The following is an 18506-nucleotide window of genomic DNA, read 5'->3' as shown; positions in this document are numbered from 1 at the left end:
TTCCAGAACGAGTGCGGCTGATATATTTCTGAACGTATGCGTTTTTTGAAAATTCAGGCCGCGATAAAACGAGTCTATATTAGAATTTATACATATTGCATTTTTACCTGATACGTCTGCATATCTGACGGTCCTCTTGCAATAATTGTCGTATACGGCCTCGACATCAGGATTTTCATATCTTCCCATAGCACCCACATTGAATGTACAAATGTCGGTTACCTGAATGCTAGTGGATGCATTTTCCTCTGAGAAATGCTGCAAAGTTGCAAAGCTGTCAACACCGGCAGAAAACCCCGTACCAACACGACCTGCGGTCAATGTTTTTTCTTTGCTTACAGCATCAGACTTAACTTGAATTTTTCTCAGGGATGGCTGAAAAACTTGTAACAATAACTGCAGATCATTGTTGATGTTTGCAAGTAACCTTTTAGAAAGACAGCCCTTTACAATAATATTATCGCCGCGCTGCATGGCAGGAAAAAGAAGAGCCACCACTGCCCAATTGTAACTAAGCGTCAGGCTGTCATGCTCGCTCAACCCCTTAACTTCAAACCATAATGTACCGGGGAGACCAACAGCATTTACTGAACAGCTCACCCTGATCAACCCTTTATCCAACGTACAGGATATCTCTTCAAGTAATATTGTATTCACGCTGTAAAACTACCCCTCACACTAGGAGATTTTTCTATACGGTGTGCTCAAGCCCCTCGGGGGAAAACCTCAAGGAAAACTGCTTCAGCAGTGACTGAAGATCCCGATTTTTTTCTATTTCCTCAGTCTGGCTTTCTGTCAGAAATTCGCGCCAGCGTTGATCAAAAAATTGTGCGCCCCCTTTCTCCCTGACCCACTCATATTCCTTTTTCTGAGTACCGTGGTGCTCGAAATTCCAGTAGTCCTTTTGGCCGGGCTCATAGTCGACACCGATCCATTCACAAATCGACGACAGTGTCTCATCCGGCTGTAAAGCCAGCTCCTTGTAGGTAATCATTCTGGCGGGCAAACCGGTTGATTTCACAAAAGCGTCAATTTTTCTGTTCTGGGATATCCACTTATAGATACACACAGTCAAGAGATCGCCAAAAAGCAGCTTGCCAATTTTGAGTGGTTTTTTTCTGATTTGTTTGATCCGCTCACGCAACCCGATCTGCTTCTCATCAAACCGCATCAGCCACCGCCTCGCCAGGGCGCGCGGATCCCTGACAAGATGAATCAGGCGAATATCGTATTCACTATTGGGAATAAAATTTTCAAACCATTCTGATTTTTTTGAGATATCCACCAGAAATTCAATATTGCCATCGACTCTAGAAAATAATTCTTTATATAAATCCTGCTTTTGACATTCTTTTATATCGTGATATAGACGGCAGTCATCCAGTTCTTCGCAGATATAACAGGAAACTGCATCAAAACTTTTGTAAATATTTTTTAATTCACCAAGGTGTTTACCATGACTATGGCTTCCAAGAAGAAGTGAGAGAAAATGTGATCCACTGTAATTTGAGGAAAGAATAAAAATTAATTTTTTCATAAATTCTCTATTAATTATTTATCGTGTATTTTCAAATAAGATTATTGGCTAAAAGTCATACCCAAAAAGGCTAATATCCCTTGCATAAACATTGGCAATAATTTCGGAACTTTCTTTCGAATAGCAACTTCTATAATCGCCTCTATTGCTCGCTTTTTTATGACCCAGCTTAAATATTATGTTGTTATGGCCACCTAACAAACAGTTGATCTCTGAAAGATCAGAATTTATATCTTCAAACCTGCCAATATAATCAAGATCAACAGACCCATCTCTACTTTCTATGAATTTGATTTGTGGAAGGAAGTGAATAATTTTCTGAACATTTTCATGACAAATCCACTGTAAAACAAAATCATCGAAACTATTATATTTCCTTACCAGTTTTGACCATTTTTCATCTCGCTTGTGGGCGCCACCAGAAAGCAAATAGTGGTATGCCGAAACAGCTCTGTCCCATGGGTTTCTGACGAATGTAAATGTGAAATAATTTTCGCATGATTCGGGTGAAATTTTTTCATACCAGGAATAGGGCATATGCCCAACCCGACTTACGCCAAATATAGCATCGCATATACTTGAACCAGCGGTTTTCGGAACATGAATAAAAATTGCCTTTCTGGAAGAAAAGCATTTCGGAAAATCTGTTTTACCCTCCACTATCTTTCTGAACTGTTTTTGTTCGATAGGACCCATCACACTCAGCAGAAGTTCACGCTTATGTTTTGGGGTTACTTTCCAGAAAAGGCGGAGGCTCATTTGCAAAAATGCTCGTTATATTATTTGAAATTTATTTTTATAAAACCTTAACTCTAATGGTTTCAATTCTGTGGAGAGCCTTTCACTACCAGCACATCTTCCATAATCAGATACTGTAGATCGGAACCAAAAAACATATTCAGGGCATCGGTCGGCGAGCAAACCATCGGCTCTCCCCGCCGGTTCAGCGATGTATTCAACACCACCCCATTGCCTGTCAGCTTTTCCATTTCTTCCATTAACTCATAGTAACGGGGGTTGTACTCTCGCTTGAGAGCCTGGGCACGAGCAGTGCCATCCTCATGAACGACTTCCGGTACGCGGTTTTTCCACTCATCGTTCACCTCGAAGGTAAACGTCATAAATGGTGCCGGGTGGTCGATCTTGAACATTTGCGGGGCCACTCGATCAAGCATGCTGGGGCAGAAGGGTCGCCAACGTTCACGAAACTTGATTTGTTCATTGATCCGGTTAGCTACTCCAGGAGCGCTTGGGCAACCCAAAATAGAGCGGCCACCCAGGGCACGAGGGCCGAATTCCATCCGGCCCTGAAACCAGGCCACCGGATGCCCCTCTGCCAGCAGGGCTGCAATTTTTTGGGGCACCTGGTCAATCAACTGGTAGTCGGGCTTGTTGGGATGCAGCTCGCAGGCGCGCATACAGTCTTCATTGCTGTAATTCGGCCCCAAGTACACATGCTGCATGGGCTCCGGCTGAATGCCGCGCTTCACCAGCGCATAGGAGGCAGCACCCACCGCCGTGCCCGCATCCCCGGAAGCCGGCTGCACATAGAGCTCCCTGACTTCATCCCGGGCGATAATTTTCTGGTTTAGCTTTACGTTGAGCGCGCCACCACCAGAGAATGCCAGTTTGCCCGTCTCCCGAAGGATATCGCCGAGATAATGGTCCATCAGTTTGAATACCACACTTTCAAACAGGGCCTGAATGGTGGCGGCGTAGTCGATGTAGGGCTCATCGGCAATATCACCCTCGCGTTTCGGCCCAAGCCAGTCAATCAATTGCGGACTGAAATAGAATCCGACACCGTCCTGCTTGTAGCGGCGCAGACCCACCGTGTTGACCAGTTTGGTATTGACCCGAAAATCCTTGCCATCGAAATCGATCAGCCGGGAAAAATCATACTTGCTCGCATCGCCGTAGGGCGCCATGCCCATTACCTTGTACTCCCCGTCGAGCATTTCGAAACCCAGGTACTCGGTCATGGCCCCGTACAGGCCACCCAGAGAATCCGGATCGTAAAACTCCTTGATCTTGTGAATACGACCATTTTCGCCATAGCCAAAGAAAGTAGTGGCGTACTCCCCTTTTCCGTCGACGCCCATGATGGCGGTTTTTTCCTTGAAGCCACTCAGGTGATAGGCGCTCGAGGCATGAGCCAGGTGGTGCTCCACTGGCTCAAACTCCACATCGGCGGGATTGATCCCCAACTCACGCAGCAGACTGAAAACCCGCTTGCGATAACGGCGAAAACGGCGATTGCCGTTGAGCAGGGCATCCAGCGCCCGATCGGGGGCGTACCAGTAACGTTTGGCAAAATGCCAGCGCGCAGGCGTAAAAAGTGAGATCGGCGCAAAGGGCACGGCAACCACATCCACCGCCTCCGGCTTGATACCGGCGAACTCCAGACAGAATTTCGCTGCCTGATAGGGCATTTTTCCCTTGGCGTGCTTATCGCGGATAAAGCGCTCTTCTTCCGCCGCCGCCACCAGCTTTTCGTCCACATACAGGGCTGCGGATGAATCGTGATTCAGCGCACCGGAAATACCGAGAACAATTGTCGACACTGTTAAACCTTTTTATTGATGAGTTTAATACCGCACTGGCTGGCATAGGGCCGCAGCAACTGCTCAAAATGCTGCCAGATCTTGCCCTGCCAGTTATCCATAAAGCGCTGCAGATCCTTACCGTAGGCCTCCTTGAAGACACTTTTGCAGCGGTGGCGTTGCAGCGCATCCAGATCAATCAATTGCAACTCCTCGCCGCACACAATCAGGTTTGTGGCTTTCATATCGCCGTGACTGATTCGCCCCAGCCACATGATAGCAAAGAGACGACTGACTTCCCGATCCAGCCAGTCCGGAATACCGGCGGGGCCGTGCCGCAGAAGCCAGGCCTGCAAACTCTCACCGCTGGACCACTCGGTAACGAGGTACGCCCCCTGGCGGAAGGGACCAGCTCTGTTTTCCCGCATGGCCAGCGGTCGGGGTGTCGCAATACCCAGCTGTTCCAGCCGGTGGGCATTCTGCCAGGAAATCCAGGCGCGACTGCGCCTGAAAGCACGCCCCAAGCCGTGCCAGACGTCTTTAATATTGTAACGTTTGAGCACCCAGCTACCGCTATCACCGGCCAGCTTCATCACAGTCGCTGTATTGCCGCGCTTGAGAAAAGTCGCCTGCCCCACCGCCACCTCCGGCTGGCTGATGACCTGTAACAGTCTATCAGTGACCCGCTGTCTGGCCATCACGACAAACGCACCTCTGACCCTCAGGCGCTGGAACTGGGTGCAATCGCGGATGGTCTTTGCCAGATAATGACGAATCCGTTTTTCCCGCATTCTGGCAATAATCGACTGCAATTGTTCGGGTTCCGGCGCGCCGGCACCGTAGGCCTGAATGACCTCCGGCATCAGCTGATCATATTCCGGCACCATCTGGGCAAAGAACATGGCGAGATTGTGCAGTGGCTTTTTTAGCGGATGAATACCGCCGCCATCGATCATGTACAGTTGACCATCTCTGGCGAGAAAGTTATCGAGGTGAATATCCGCCTGCATGACACCGGCGCGGTGCAGACGGCCAATCATGGCAACGGCCTTGCTCAGCAAGGCCGGCATGGCTGCTAACGGCTGAGTGGTATATAGCTGTCGCAAACTGATCGCGTTGTCGAGAAATATCGTGGCAAGGAAGTCACCGCTTCTGCCGGTGCCGTCCTTCAGAGTCCAGACCTCTCCGGGGCAGGGAACACCGACATCCCGCATGGCCTGCAGGCCGGCCCGTTCGCGCTCAAAGTCCTTGCGACGAAAAAAAAGCTTCACCAGCACATGGGCACCTCCCCAATGTGTACTGAATACCAACCTGCGCCCGGGAAGATGGCGATAAATCGCTTCGCAGACCATGCTGTCCAGTCCGGGGGCCTGCAATGCAAACGGTGCCATCAATGAAAGATCGCTGCGCTGCAGCGCCTCCAGAGTAAACGGATCAGTCACCTGGAACCTCCCGCTTGGCTTGAATTCTTTGCAGTACGGCCTGTTCCAGCGACTTCAGGGACCATGGATAGGGGCAGACCTCATTGTAGGCGGTATAAAGTAGCCGGCGTTCGTCATGGGTCAGGGGTGGACTGTGGCGAATCAGGGTGTCCAGGTCCCGAAGACCGGCCCAGCGACTGAAGATCCGCTTGCACTTTTCCAGATCAATCAGACGCAACTCGGCGGGGTTATGATCTGAAAAATACACGTGCTTGGCGTAAAGACAACCGTGCTTCACCCCAGCGGCATGCAATCGTCCGATCAGGTGTCCCAGCGCACTCAGCCCCGTGGCGCGTTCACGATCCGGCATCGGCCGGGCGAGCCAGACATCGAAAGACGAGAACTGTTCAAGCGCGGCAGTGACCAGAATCGCCCGGTCAGCTTTACTGTTTTCCCGCCCGACACAGGCAACCTCCAGTGTTTGAACACCCCATTTTTCCAGCCAGCGAATTTTCTGCCACTCGCGCAACGCAACGGGAATACCCCGTATCGGGCTGTCGGGCGTCCGGCAATTATAGTTTTCCTGACGTTTAAGATAGAAAGTTTGCTGTTGACCATTCACAGGAAAGGACAACCTGCCTACTTCGCTCCAGCCACCGCGGGTAAGATTGGGCTCATCTACCCGTTCAATAGCCAAACTCCACCAGGCAGAAAGGTTATCCAGGTTTAGCGATTGAAAAATCCCGGCAAACGCCGGTTCAAGCTGAAAAAACTGCGCTTTCATCTATTCGCGCCCCGCAAAAAATACCAGCACCTTGCGGATGAACTTCTTGTCGGCCACAGTAATCCGCTCCCTGCCAACATAGTAGAGATAGAAGCGCAACCGCACCGTTCGGCTGAGACAGTATTTCGCCACTTTGTCGAGACAGGCAATGTCCTTGACCTTTTTGTAGGCCAGTAGCGGTCCCCACCATTTACGGCCCATCGGACAATCGATCAGATAAACTTCGGGATTTGCTCCCCCGGTTACCAGAATATTGCGCCACTTCAAATCGTTGTGGGCAAAGCCGATAGCGTGGAGCTGTCTGGCCACCTCAGCCACCTGAACCATCACTTGATCCAGCCAGGTACGATTCAATAGTAGCTCGGGCCATTCTCTGACCAGTGACTGCAAGTCGACAGCACCGGGCACCGCCTCGGTTATCAATGCACCTATGGTGCCCGACTCACCGTAGGCCGCGATGGGCGGCATCCTGAGACCCAACTGCCGAAACAGCAACAGATTTTCCCATTCGGCCCTGACGCGGCTTCGTCCCAGCCAGCGCCGCATGACTTTGCCGCGCCCCGAATAGCGTTTCACATAATAGGACTTACCCTCGATTTCCGTCAGTATCAGCTCACTGATCGGACATCGGGTAATCCGCCGGCCGGTAACGGCAAAAACATCCTCCAGCGAGGAAAACCGCTCGACAGCGGTCTCACCGAGAATTGCCCTGTCGACAAACCAGCAGTGCATCAGTCGTGATACCCCTTTCTGATGCCCTTGCGTTGCAGCTGCTCAGCCTCTTTACTGACAGAGCGCCACAGGCGGTGATTTTCGTCAATAACCTGTCGCAGGGGCTGCTGTTTATATTCAACCAGAAAGCACGCCACATCCCGCTCATCAAAACCCACCCGGCGCGCTGAATAATAGAGTGCTGCCAGATCCTTGTGTCGCCAACGACGTGGGGTGCGGTGACGGATCTGCACCCGGTGCAGATCAATCAGGTAAAGCGGTCGCTTTGATACCGCAACCGCCTCCATTTCGGGGGACGTATCGAGCAGAAAGTGGCAGAGATAATAATCGCGATGATTGATACCGTTATCGTGCAGCGTTCTGGAAATTTGCGCCAACCGCCGCACCAGTGTACGGCGTTCTTCCACGCCCATGGAAGACAGCACCTGAGGATTGCAGTATTCATCCAGCGGCAATGTGGGCTCCAGCGCACGGGTAATCAGAAAGGATTTCTCGCTGGCCGGGTTCCAGCCGCGCCGACCGAATGCTACTGCCGTCATGGTCTCCACGCCCAGCTCGGTGAGACGGGAAATAGCCCGGTATTCATTTTCGGCACCCAACACGGGAGCCCGCAGATAGAGCAGGTTTTTAAGCAGCTCCCCGATACCGATACCGGCATGGGTTTTCACGAAATACGCGGCACCATTAAACTCAAACCGACTGGTGCGGCGGTCACCCATATCGCGAAACAGCTCCCCGGACAGGGAAAAGGCGGCCTCAAACGGATCGCAATCCTGCCACTGGGAGGCAAACGGTTCCGTCAGAAACAATTTCAAGCCGGGTTCCCCTCAATCACGTCCGCTGCTCGTTCCGGCATACTGTATAAATCGGTTTCATCGGCAAACCGCAGCGCATTGTCGTGCCAGCGTGCGCGATCCCGGTCACTGGCCAGCATCGTCTCAAGCAGACAGTTGAAAGCCGACTGGTCGAACGGCTGAGTAGCCACACGACCACAGTCCGCATCGAGCACATAGTGGGCATAGCCACAAACCTCGGTCACCAGCAGGGGCAGGCCGGCCACCAGGGCCTCCAGCAGTACGGTGCCGGTGTTTTCGTGGCGGGCCGGATGCAGCAGCAGGTCTGCCGCCAACAAAAAATCCGGCACGTCGGCCCGGCCTCCCGGCATAAAAACCTGCTGACCCACACCGAGCTGATCCGCCAGGCCCTGCATTTTGGCAGGATCGTCAGAACCCAGCGCCACCAACCGGGTACGCTTGCGCAGCGCTTCGGGCAGTGCCGCCAGGGCCTGAATGCTGCGATCGAGTCCCTTGCGTTCAAAGTCTGACCCTATCTGAACCAGCAACAGCCCATCGGCTGGCAGGGCGAATTCTGCACCCAGTGTCCGGCGGGCGACAACGCGCAACTCGGCGGCATTGGCCGGCGCGCGGCGGTCGGGAGAAATACCCGGCGGCAACAGATGAAAACGGTGATCCGGCGTGGCGTAATACTGCTTGAACAGCGCCTGCTGCGTGGCGGAGATCATCAACAGTTCGGTTTTTGCTGCGGGCGAGAAAACCGCCTTTTCATAGGCGGAAAAATGCCGGTAGCGCGGACTGTAGCGATACCACGGCTTTCGCAGTCGGCGGGATTTATCCTCGAAACAGGGGTCCGCTGCATAGTAGACATCAAGGCCGGGCATCTTGTTGAAGCCGACCACCCGATCCACCGGACGCCTGCGCATGTCGGCCTCAACCCAACGGGTGAACTTCCTGTAGCGGCGATGATTGACCCACGCCCGCACCGGCACTATTACTACGTCAAACCCCTCCGGCACATCCCCCTGCCAACCCAGCGTATACACCCTGATGCGGTGGCCGCGCTGCTGACAGGTTTGAGCGATCCTGACGAGATCCCGCTGCAAACCGCCAAACGGAAAATACTTGTAGAGTAAAAACGCCAGTTGCATCAGATAGCTCCATGTTGCGTCAGCAGTATCTGCAGGCGCCCAAATACATTGTCGGGGGCAACCCGGGTAAAGCATAGCGGTTGTTCGCGCTGCAGGTCGAATTGGCGTGCATCTTCAGCGGTGGGGCGGTACTGACAGGTTTTCTGCAAACAGGGCGCGCAGGGAAGGTCGCTGGCAAGGTGGATTTGCGAGGGGCCATAGGCACCAGTCAACCCCGGATTGGTGGGACCAAACAGCGACAGACAGGGCACACCGAGTGCCGCAGCGAGGTGCCCCAATCCCGTATCAACGGCGATACAGGCCTGCGCCCCCGCCACCACGCCGGCCATGCCGGCCAATGACAATGACGGCAGCACCTGTACCCGCTGGAGACCCTCGGCAAGCCGTTCTGCCCGGGCCTTTTCCTCGACATTGCCCCAAGGCAGCTGAACCCCGATCTCCCGCTCATCCAGCCTTTCAGCCAGCTGCCGCCAATACAACTCCGGCCAGTGCTTGCTCGACCAGGTGGTGCCATGAAAAAGCAGCACATAGGGTTGTCCCGGGACGACCCCGGCCAACGCCTGACGATCCAGACCGTAGTCACCGAGGCTCGTCGGCATGGAATAACCCAGCGCCGCAGAAAATAACTGCCGCACCCGCTCGACCGCGTGCTGGTCTCTCGGTACGGCAATGGGCTGCTGGTAAAACAGTGCCGCCAGGGACTCCCGCGCCGACCACCTGTCCAGGCCAAACCGCCGGCCTTTTGCATAACGGGTCAGCCACGCACTTTTCAACAACCCCTGGGCATCGATCACCGCGTCGTAGGCGCGTTCCGCAATACGACTTTTGAATTCGGCCCACTCGCCGCTGTGCCGGGCCTGCAACGGGTGTTTTCGCCAGCGCCGCAGGGCAACCGGAATCACCCGGTCAACCGCCGGATGCCAGGAGGGAATCTCGACAAAGGACTCTTCCACCACCCAGTCAAAACGAACACCGGGAATGGCGGCTACCGCATCGGTGAGTGCAGGCAAGCTATGGATCACATCACCTAGGGAAGAGGTTTTGATCAGCAATACCGACGTCACGACCCAGGCACCAGTCGATCGAGAGCCGCCGTCACCCGTTCCGGATATAACTCAACGAGGCACTTGAGATGCCCCAACGGGCATTCACGCTTGAAGCACGGCCCGCAATCCACAGGAATCGATAAAATGGCCACCTGCTCATTGAGCGGTGGCGTAAAAGCAGGGGACGTGGAACCATAAACCACTACCAGCGGACGATTCAGGGAAGCAGCGATGTGCATCAACCCGGAATCATTGCTCACCACGGCATCAGTCACCCACATCAGGTCGATTGCCTCATCCAGACTGGTTGTGCCCGCCAGATTATGACAGCGACTGCGCTGGTGCTCAGGCAAGCCATCGATAATGGCCTGCGCCACCGGGCGATCCTTTGCCGAGCCCAATAACCAGACCTGCCAGCCCCTGGCAATCTGATGAGCAGCCACCGTCGTGTAGTGCTGTTCCGGCCAGCGCTTGGCGGGACCGAATTCGGCGCCGGGACAGAGTGCCAGAATATTTTGCTTTGCCTCCAGACCAAATTGCCGGCGCAGCGCCGGAACCCGGTCTGCCTTTGCATGCAGGTTGGGGGTCGGCAGCTTATCCGGCAGGGTGGCAGTCCGGGGCAGGGCCAGCGCATCAAAACGCTGCACCATCAGGGGGTACTGCTGCCTGTCCAGATGGCGGAGATCATTCAACAACAGATAACGCGTTTCTCCCTTCCAGCCAGTCCGGCGGGGAATGCGGGCCAGCCAGGGAATCAGGGCAGATTTAAGAGAATTGGGCAGAACAATGGCCTGGCTATAGCCTTCAGCACGCAATTCCCGGGCAATGCGACGGCGTACCGACCACATCAGACTGCCGTGCCCAACCGGCATATCAATCGCCCGTTCGACCTCGGGCATGCGTGCCAGCAGCGGCCGACTCCAGGCTGGCGCCAGCACGTGAATCCGGGCGTCCGGAGCCTGCTGCTTGAGAAGAATAAACAGCGACTGTGCCATCACCATGTCCCCTATCCAGGAGGGTCCGATGATGAGAATTTTTTTACCCGATACCATGTGACGTCCCGGCAAATCCGGGCTTACTGCCCCACCGGCGCAAGCCACTCCTGATGCTCACCGCGAAGACCGCGCACCAGATCGAAGTACTGTGACTGCAACTGTCCGGTGATCGGGCCCCGCACACCTTCGCCAATGGTGCGACTATCCAGCTCGCGGATCGGCAGCACTTCAGCGGCAGTACCCGTAAAAAAGGCCTCGTCAGCAATGTAGACCTCATCGCGGGTAATACGCTTTTCCACCACCCGGTAACCAGATTCCTCGGCCAGCTGAATGACGGTTTTTCGGGTGATCCCGTCGAGGCAGGAGGTCAGCTCCGGTGTATAGAGCACATTGTCGCGAACAATGAATACATTCTCACCACTGCCCTCGGCGACATACCCCTCCGGATCCAGCAACAGGGCCTCTTCACAACCACAGTCCAGCGCTTCCCGCAGCGCCAGCATGGAGTTGATGTAATTGCCATTGGCCTTGGCCTTAGTCATGGCAATATTGACATGATGACGGGTGAAGGACGAGGTGCGAATGCGGATACCCTTTTCCAGGGATTCCGGGCTCATGTAGGAGGGCCAGGTCCAGGCGGCGACAATCACGTGGGTCTGCAGGGAATCGGCCCGCAAGCCCATACCTTCGGAGCCAAGGAAGGCCATGGGTCTCAGGTAGGCTTCGTGCAGATCGTTCTCCAGTACCACCTGCTTCTGCGCCGCATTCAATTGATCCTTGCTGAAGGGCATCTTCATGCCCATGATCTTGGCTGAATTGAACAGGCGATCGGTATGATCCCTGAGCCTGAAAATGGCTGCCCCGCGATCCGGGGTCTGATAGGCGCGCACACCCTCAAAGACGCCCATGCCGTAATGCAATGTATGGGTCAGCACGTGGACCTTGGCTTCACGCCAGGGAACCATCTCTCCGTCAAACCAGATATAGCCATCGCGATCTGCAAATGACATGGGGTGTCTCCTAAAAATTCAGACTGACCGAAAGAACCACCGGCCAGAGGTTTACTCTTCTCCGAACAATCGATGCCAGACTGCCGACACCTGCTGCCGCTGCACCGTGAAGTCTGCCGCATTGACCACAAGTTCTGCCTGTTGCAGCTGAAGTCGATGTCCTACAGATCGGTAATTTTTATAGGCGCTGGTCAGAATCTCCACATCCTCAACTGACAGAACATCACTTTCTTCGAGGCATTCGAGGATACGGATGTTATCGCTCCAGCGAGTCAAACCCGGAATATCGTAGGACCAGGCCAAGACCGCAAATTGAACCATAAATTCTATGTCGACGATACCTCCCGGATCCTGCTTCAGACGGAATAACTGCCCCTGATCTGCTTTGCCACTGGCGAGGTGTTTTTTCATCTTACCGCGCATCTCGAGCACATCAGCTATCAGCTTTTCTCTTGGCCGTGGCAGCACCAGCACTCGCCGACGGATTTCGGCAAAGGCCAGGACCAGCTTTTCGGGTCCGGCTACCGGCCTAGCGCGCACCAGCGCTTGGTGCTCCCAGGTCCAGGCTTCTCCCAACTGGTACTTTTCAAAGGCTGTCAGGGAGGAAACCAGCATTCCGGAGCTACCGGAGGGCCTCAATCGCATATCCACTTCATAGAGGTCGCCGGAGGACGTTTTGGCGGTGAGAATATGCACAATGCGCTGCCCCAACCTGGCAAAAAATGTCGCACTGTCCAACGGGTGTACGCCGTCGGTAGAAGCGGCCGCGTCGGCGTCGTGAAGGAAGACCAGGTCGAGATCAGAGCCGTGCCCCAGTTCAATGCCGCCGAGCTTACCGTAACCGACAATCAAAAATCCTGCCGTTTCACCCTCTGCTGTTTTCGGGTAGCCATGCCGTTCCACCAGCTGGTTCCAGGCTAATTGCAGCACATGGCTCAGGATTGCCTCCGCCAGCCAGGTCAGATAATCACTCACCTTCATCAAGGGCAATATTTCTTCCAGCTCACAGGCCGCCACCCGCAGGCTGTGTGACTGCTGAAAATAGCGCAGCACTTCCATCTGGGATTCCAGATCATCGGTGGGCACCCGGAGCAATTGCTGGTGCAACTCGTCCTCAAGGGTTGATTTTTCCGGCAGCGAAAACAGCGTTCGGCTGTCCAGCAACTCATCGAGAAGTGCCGGATAGCGAACCAGCTGATCTGCCACCCAGGAACTGCCGGAAAAGAGTTTGACGGTGCTCTGCAGCGCCGCCGGATTTTCCTTCAATAGCAACAGATAGGCGCTGCGACGGGCGACGGCCTCCACCAGCTTGAGTACCCGTCCAAGGGTTTCAGTGGCATTGTCCCGCTGCCCGCAAATGCTGATCAGCTGGGGCATCAACTTATCCAGTCGGCCGCGGGTGTCATTGACCATGGACTGCACCGACCGGCTACCGCGCAGCGTGTTGATCGTCTCCGCCGCCTTTTCCGGCAGATCGTAGCCTATGATCCCGAGCTCATCGGGCATTAACTCATCGCCATCGACAGCCCGCCAAACCTGCTCCGCCAACGGGTGCTCCTCAGGTGCGTCATCACCATCATCACCCCGATGTTGTTCGGCAACCACATCTTCGAATAACTGGTGAACAAACTGGCGAAATTCGTTTAGCTGTACCAGAAACTGATCCCAGCTTGAGCAACCCATCAGGTATGCGACCCGGCACTGACCTAACTCATCAGCCGGTAATAACTGGGTCTGCTTGTCCTGCCACCCCTGCAGCACATGCTCCACATTGCGCAGAAACCGGTAACCCCGGTAGAGTCTTTCGGTGTCTTCGAGCGGCAGCAATCCCTCCTGCCCCAACAGCTCCAGCACCTCTTTCAGCGGTGGTGTCTGGAACCGCCGGTCGCGGCCCCCACGAATAATCTGGAAGGCCTGGGCGACAAATTCAACCTCACGTATACCGCCAGCACCTCGCTTGACATCACTCACCAGACCCTTTCGTTGCACCTCTCTGTTGATCATCGCCTTCATCCCCCGCAGGGATTCAAAGGCACTGAAGTCGAGGTACTTGCGATAGGTAAAAGGTCGCAACATCGCCATCAGCCGACTGCCCGCCGCCCGATCACCAGCGACCACCCGCGCCTTGATCATAGCGTAGCGCTCCCAGTCGCGACCCTGGGTCTGGTAGTACTCTTCCATGGCATCGAAATTGAGCACCAGTGCGCCACTCTGGCCGTAAGGCCGCAGACGCATATCCACGCGGAATACAAAGCCGTCGGCGGTGGGGGTATCAAGCGCCTTGATCAACCGCTGGCCGAGGCGAATAAAGAACTCCTGATTGCTCAGACTACGGCGACCACCGCGAGTCTCGCCGGCTTCGGGGTAGGCAAAGATCAGGTCGATGTCGGAAGACACGTTCAGCTCGCGGGCACCCAGTTTCCCCATTCCCAGAATCACCATCTGCTGGGGCTCACCATCGGTATCAAGCGGGGTACCCCATTCATCGCAGGCCCGTGGATACAGGAAATCCAGAGCACCCTGCAGGCACACCTCGGCCAGCCGGGACATGTCGGCTGTGGTTTCCTCCAATTCCGCTGACCGGGTGAGATCCCGCCAGATAATACGGACCATTTCACGCGTTCGGAACTGGCGCAATACTCTGAGAAGTTCATCGTCACTGGCAACAGCAGTAAGCCTTGTGGCGAGGTGCTCTGTCAGTGCTGTATCGGAATAGCTGGCTTCAAGATCGCCGGACTCCACCAACTCCTGAAATATCGCCGGCTGCCCCGCACAGGCGGCGGCAACATATTCACTGCAGGACCAAACCAGCGGCAACTGTCGCGCCAGTGTCCCGCCTTCAAGCACTGAGACCAGCCAGCTTTCCTGCTCGGCGGTAGCACGCCCGGCAAAGTAATGCCTGCGCAGCACCCATTGCTCCTGCAGAACTGGCGGTAATTCTTTGGCGCTCATCGACATAGGGTAGCGTTCTCGGTTTGACAGGAAAACAGGATTGCTATGGATACGGGCACGGCAGTGACCAGGTGGGCTCTATCCGCCCGATTCAGGGGCCACTCGCATCACCTCTTCCACCGAAGTAGACCCGGCACCAACCTTCTGGGCACCACTGAGACGCAAGGTTCTCATACCCTCTTTCATGGCCTGTAGGCGCAGCGCGGAAATATTCGTATCCAGAGTGATCAGCGGTTTGATGGTTTCCGTCAACGGCAGAATTTCGTAAACCCCCTGTCGCCCGAGATAGCCGGTATTTCGGCACTCCAGACAACCTGCAGGACGGTAGATGGTCGCCGGAGGCTTGACTTTCCAGGGACGTACCAGCGACTCCCAATCTGCTGGACCAACAGTTACCGCCTCCTTGCAATGTGGACAGAGCGTTCGCACCAGACGCTGGGCCATGACACCGTTGACCGTCACCTTGATCAGGTGTGCGGGGATACCCAGATCCAGCAGCCGGGTAATCGCTGACGGTGCATCATTGGTGTGCAACGTTGACAGCACCAGGTGTCCAGTGAGGGCAGCCTGAATTGCCATCTGCGCCGTCTCCAGATCGCGAATCTCACCCACCATAATGATATCCGGATCCTGCCGCATCAGGGTTCGGATACCCGCGGCGAAATCAAAATCGATTTTGTGCTGCACCTGACTCTGGTTAAAACTGTCCTCGACCATCTCGATGGGGTCCTCGATGGTGCTGACATTCACATCTTCAGTGGCAAGCCGCTTTAGAGTGGAGTAAAGGGTGGTGGTTTTACCCGAGCCGGTGGGACCGGTCACCAATACGATGCCATGGGGCCGACCGGTCATTGCCTCCCAGCGCTTCAGATCATCACCACTGAGCCCCAAATCGGCAAAACCGCGCAGCAGCACATCGGGATCAAAAATCCGCATCACCAGTTTTTCACCAAAGGCAGTCGGCAGGGTAGATAAACGCAGCTCCACTTCGCCACCCGCCGGCGTGACGGTCTTGACCCGGCCATCCTGGGGGCGACGTTTTTCCGCGACGTTCATGCGGCCGAGAATTTTCAGCCGACTGGTAACTGCGGTCATCACCTGATCCGGCAGATCATAGACCTGATGCAACACACCATCGATGCGAAAACGAATCCGGCCCTTGTCCCGCCGCGGCTCCAGATGAATGTCACTGGCACGCTGGTCGAAAGCATACTGCAACAGCCAGTCCACAATATTGATGATGTGCTGATCCTGGGCATCGGGATCCTTGAGAGAGCCGATCTGCAATAACTGTTCAAAATTCGTGACCCCCGCACCCGGTCGGCTGGAACCCGCAATACCCTTGGCACCAAACACCGACTTGGCCAGCGAGTAGAATTCCACGGCGTACTTGGCCAGATCGACCGGGTTGACCACCACCCGTCTGATGTTTTTTCGGCTGGTCTGTTCCAGGTTTGCCACCCATTCGCTCATAAACGGTTGAGTGGTGGCGATCAACAGTTGCGTATCGCTGGCGCCGATACACAGAATACTGTGGCGGCGGGCAAACTGAAAAGACATGACATCGGTAACCCTGGGGACATCAATCTGCAATGGGTCAATATGTGCCACTTCAAGGCCGGCTTTCTCTGCCAGCCAACGCGTCAGGGTATCAATATTGAGCTGCTTGCCCGGTTCCGAGAGATTATCCGGACCCTGTCCCGCAATATAAGCCAGCGGGTGCAGTAGTGCCTGCTCGCGGCTGCGCTGTGCCCCGGCCAGCATATTGGCATCACTGCGTGATAACAGCCCATCGGCTACCAGGTCGTTGAGCACATTGCCCAAATCCAGTTGACGCTCCGGCACCTCTGCGGCTGCCACCATAACATTTACCCGATTTACCCGATTCACAGGACAGAGTATGACGGCTGAGGATGATAGCGACAATGATCACCTCGCGCATAGCCGACATGTTCCTGACTGGATCACATCGTACGAGAAGTCCTCAAAAGAAAATTATTTATTCCAGGTGGCGAGCTTTTCGGCAAAATCCAGCTAATACTCCTAATGGATCATTCCCTATATTTTCAACAGACGAGGGTGTTGTCATGGCCATCAGGCGAGGCGAGGAGGGCGCCACGCACTTCCGCTCGGAACGTATCGAATGCATGAACGGGTCCTGGTATTTTACCGTGCGCGAAACACACAGCATGCTGGGCCCTTTCCCCAGCAAGGAGGCCGCAAAAAAGGCGGCTCATGCCTATATTGAGGATATAAAGAGCGGTCACTCCGCCATTGATGCACTGTCCAATCAATATTTACTGAAAGCGTTTTCAAGCAAATAGGTGACCGGCACCTCTACTGTACCCCTGACCCTACGCTTGGCGGTGGCGATTGCTTTTTTATCTACCGACCGTACACTGAATGCCATGCAAATTCTCCCCATGCTGCAACAGCTGATTGCCACCAATTCGATCAGCAGCGTCAACCCTGCGCTCGACCAGGGTAACCGTGCGGTTATTGATTTGCTGGGGGGCTGGCTGGGAGATCTTGGCTTTGCCGTGGACATCATGCCTCTGCAGGATTCACGAAAGGCGAATTTGATCGCCACGCTGGGAAGTGGTCCCGGCGGACTGGTACTGGCGGGCCATACCGATACGGTGCCCTGCGATGAAGCACGCTGGACACACAACCCCTTCAAATTGCTTGAGAAAGACCGCCGTCTTTACGGCCTCGGTACCTGTGACATGAAGGGATTTTTTCCGCTGGTCATTGAAGCTGCGAGACAATTTTCCACTCAAACCCTTCAGCAACCACTGATTGTACTGGCAACCGCTGATGAAGAGTCCTCCATGTCCGGGGCTCTGGCTCTCGCCGCAGCGGGCAGACCCAAAGCCCGCTATGCCCTGATTGGCGAACCCACCGGCATGAAACCCATCAATATGCACAAAGGCATCATGGTGGAAAAGCTGATCATAGAGGGTCGCTCCGGTCATTCAAGTGACCCCGCCTTGGGCCGCAATGCCATGGAGACCATGTATAGCGCGATGGGAGAGTTGCTGTCACTGCGGAACGAGTTGCGCGAGAAATACCACAACCCGATGTTCAGCGTCAGCTACCCGACCATGAATCTGGGATGCATTCACGGCGGCAACAACCCCAACCGTATCTGCGGTCAATGTGAACTGGGATTTGAAATCCGACCATTGCCGGGCATGGATATGGTGACGCTACAGCAACAGATTGGTGATCGCATCCTGCCGCTTCGGGAACGGGACGGGGTCGCTATTTCATTGCAACATTACAGTGTCCCCGCCTTTGAGTCTGGTGCAGACTCCGCCCTGGTAAAAATCTGTGAATCCCTGACCAACCACACCAGCGAAGCAGTATCGTTTGCAACCGAAGCCCCCTATCTGAAAGGCCTGGGAATGGATGTGGTGGTCCTTGGGCCGGGCAGTGTCGAGCAGGCGCATCAACCCGATGAATATCTGGCCACCGAGCGCATTCAACCCACGGTTGATTTTCTGGTACAACTCATCGGTCGCTGCTGCTTATAATGACG

The 18506-nt window shown here is 54.8% G+C and carries 16 protein-coding genes; 2 read left to right on the top strand and 14 right to left on the bottom strand.

Annotated elements, in window-relative coordinates; genetic code table 11:
- The 14 genes from ACTF5G_RS01270 to ACTF5G_RS01205 form a co-directional block, all read right to left on the bottom strand.
- Window positions 1-657: hypothetical protein (locus tag ACTF5G_RS01270; RefSeq protein WP_438951003.1), on the bottom strand; the 657-nt coding region annotated here is incomplete at its 3' end.
- Between the two features lie 34 nt (window positions 658-691).
- The gene (locus ACTF5G_RS01265) at window positions 692-1537 is read right to left on the bottom strand and encodes a sulfotransferase (protein ID WP_438951002.1); all 846 of its coding nucleotides are present in this window, start codon (window positions 1535-1537) and stop codon (window positions 692-694) included.
- Between the two features lie 48 nt (window positions 1538-1585).
- Complete coding sequence (locus ACTF5G_RS01260) at window positions 1586-2296, bottom strand: sulfotransferase family 2 domain-containing protein (RefSeq protein ID WP_438951001.1); 711 nt, start codon at window positions 2294-2296, stop codon at window positions 1586-1588.
- 62 nt (window positions 2297-2358) lie between these two features.
- Window positions 2359-4101, bottom strand: a complete 1743-nt coding sequence (locus ACTF5G_RS01255; protein WP_438951000.1) for a carbamoyltransferase family protein — start codon at window positions 4099-4101, stop codon at window positions 2359-2361.
- 2 nt (window positions 4102-4103) lie between these two features.
- Window positions 4104-5522 (bottom strand): lipopolysaccharide kinase InaA family protein, encoded by a 1419-nt coding sequence (locus ACTF5G_RS01250; RefSeq protein ID WP_438950999.1) that lies wholly within the window; start codon window positions 5520-5522, stop codon window positions 4104-4106.
- Window positions 5515-6285, bottom strand: a complete 771-nt coding sequence (locus tag ACTF5G_RS01245; protein WP_438950998.1) for a lipopolysaccharide kinase InaA family protein — start codon at window positions 6283-6285, stop codon at window positions 5515-5517. Before ACTF5G_RS01245 ends, ACTF5G_RS01250 begins: the two co-directional genes overlap by 8 nt.
- A complete protein-coding gene (locus ACTF5G_RS01240; protein WP_438950997.1) occupies window positions 6286-7017 on the bottom strand; it encodes a lipopolysaccharide kinase InaA family protein in 732 nt (243 codons plus the stop codon). It abuts the gene before it with no gap.
- Complete coding sequence (gene rfaP / locus ACTF5G_RS01235) at window positions 7017-7832, bottom strand: lipopolysaccharide core heptose(I) kinase RfaP (RefSeq protein WP_438950996.1); 816 nt, start codon at window positions 7830-7832, stop codon at window positions 7017-7019. The genes ACTF5G_RS01240 and rfaP overlap by 1 nt, the downstream gene beginning before the upstream one ends.
- Complete coding sequence (locus ACTF5G_RS01230) at window positions 7829-8962, bottom strand: glycosyltransferase family 4 protein (RefSeq protein ID WP_438950995.1); 1134 nt, start codon at window positions 8960-8962, stop codon at window positions 7829-7831. Before ACTF5G_RS01230 ends, rfaP begins: the two co-directional genes overlap by 4 nt.
- A complete protein-coding gene (gene waaC / locus ACTF5G_RS01225) occupies window positions 8962-10026 on the bottom strand; it encodes a lipopolysaccharide heptosyltransferase I (RefSeq protein WP_438950994.1) in 1065 nt (354 codons plus the stop codon). Before waaC ends, ACTF5G_RS01230 begins: the two co-directional genes overlap by 1 nt.
- A complete protein-coding gene (waaF, locus tag ACTF5G_RS01220; RefSeq protein ID WP_438950993.1) occupies window positions 10023-11060 on the bottom strand; it encodes a lipopolysaccharide heptosyltransferase II in 1038 nt (345 codons plus the stop codon). Before waaF ends, waaC begins: the two co-directional genes overlap by 4 nt.
- Before the next feature lie 23 nt (window positions 11061-11083).
- On the bottom strand, window positions 11084-12013 hold the full coding sequence (locus tag ACTF5G_RS01215; protein ID WP_438950992.1) for a branched-chain amino acid transaminase: 930 nt from the start codon (window positions 12011-12013) through the stop codon (window positions 11084-11086).
- Between the two features lie 51 nt (window positions 12014-12064).
- A complete protein-coding gene (gene glnE, locus ACTF5G_RS01210) occupies window positions 12065-14923 on the bottom strand; it encodes a bifunctional [glutamate--ammonia ligase]-adenylyl-L-tyrosine phosphorylase/[glutamate--ammonia-ligase] adenylyltransferase (RefSeq protein ID WP_438950991.1) in 2859 nt (952 codons plus the stop codon).
- Between the two features lie 120 nt (window positions 14924-15043).
- Window positions 15044-16828, bottom strand: coding sequence for a GspE/PulE family protein (locus ACTF5G_RS01205; RefSeq protein WP_438950990.1), 1785 nt, complete (start codon window positions 16826-16828; stop codon window positions 15044-15046).
- A gap of 224 nt (window positions 16829-17052) precedes the next feature.
- Here ACTF5G_RS01205 and ACTF5G_RS01200 point away from each other — a divergent pair, with 224 nt between their 5' ends.
- Window positions 17053-17289: a DUF6316 family protein gene (locus ACTF5G_RS01200; RefSeq protein WP_438950989.1), complete on the top strand. Its 237-nt coding sequence runs from the start codon at window positions 17053-17055 to the stop codon at window positions 17287-17289.
- 84 nt (window positions 17290-17373) lie between these two features.
- The gene (argE, locus tag ACTF5G_RS01195) at window positions 17374-18501 is read left to right on the top strand and encodes an acetylornithine deacetylase (protein ID WP_438951007.1); all 1128 of its coding nucleotides are present in this window, start codon (window positions 17374-17376) and stop codon (window positions 18499-18501) included.
- Window positions 18502-18506: the final 5 nt, after the last annotated feature.

Source organism: Porticoccus sp., from assembly GCF_965660005.1.
Lineage (GTDB): Bacteria > Pseudomonadota > Gammaproteobacteria > Pseudomonadales > Porticoccaceae > Porticoccus.
The sequence above is the reverse complement of the archived record's forward strand: the minus strand, read 5'-3'. Positions and strand labels throughout refer to the sequence as shown.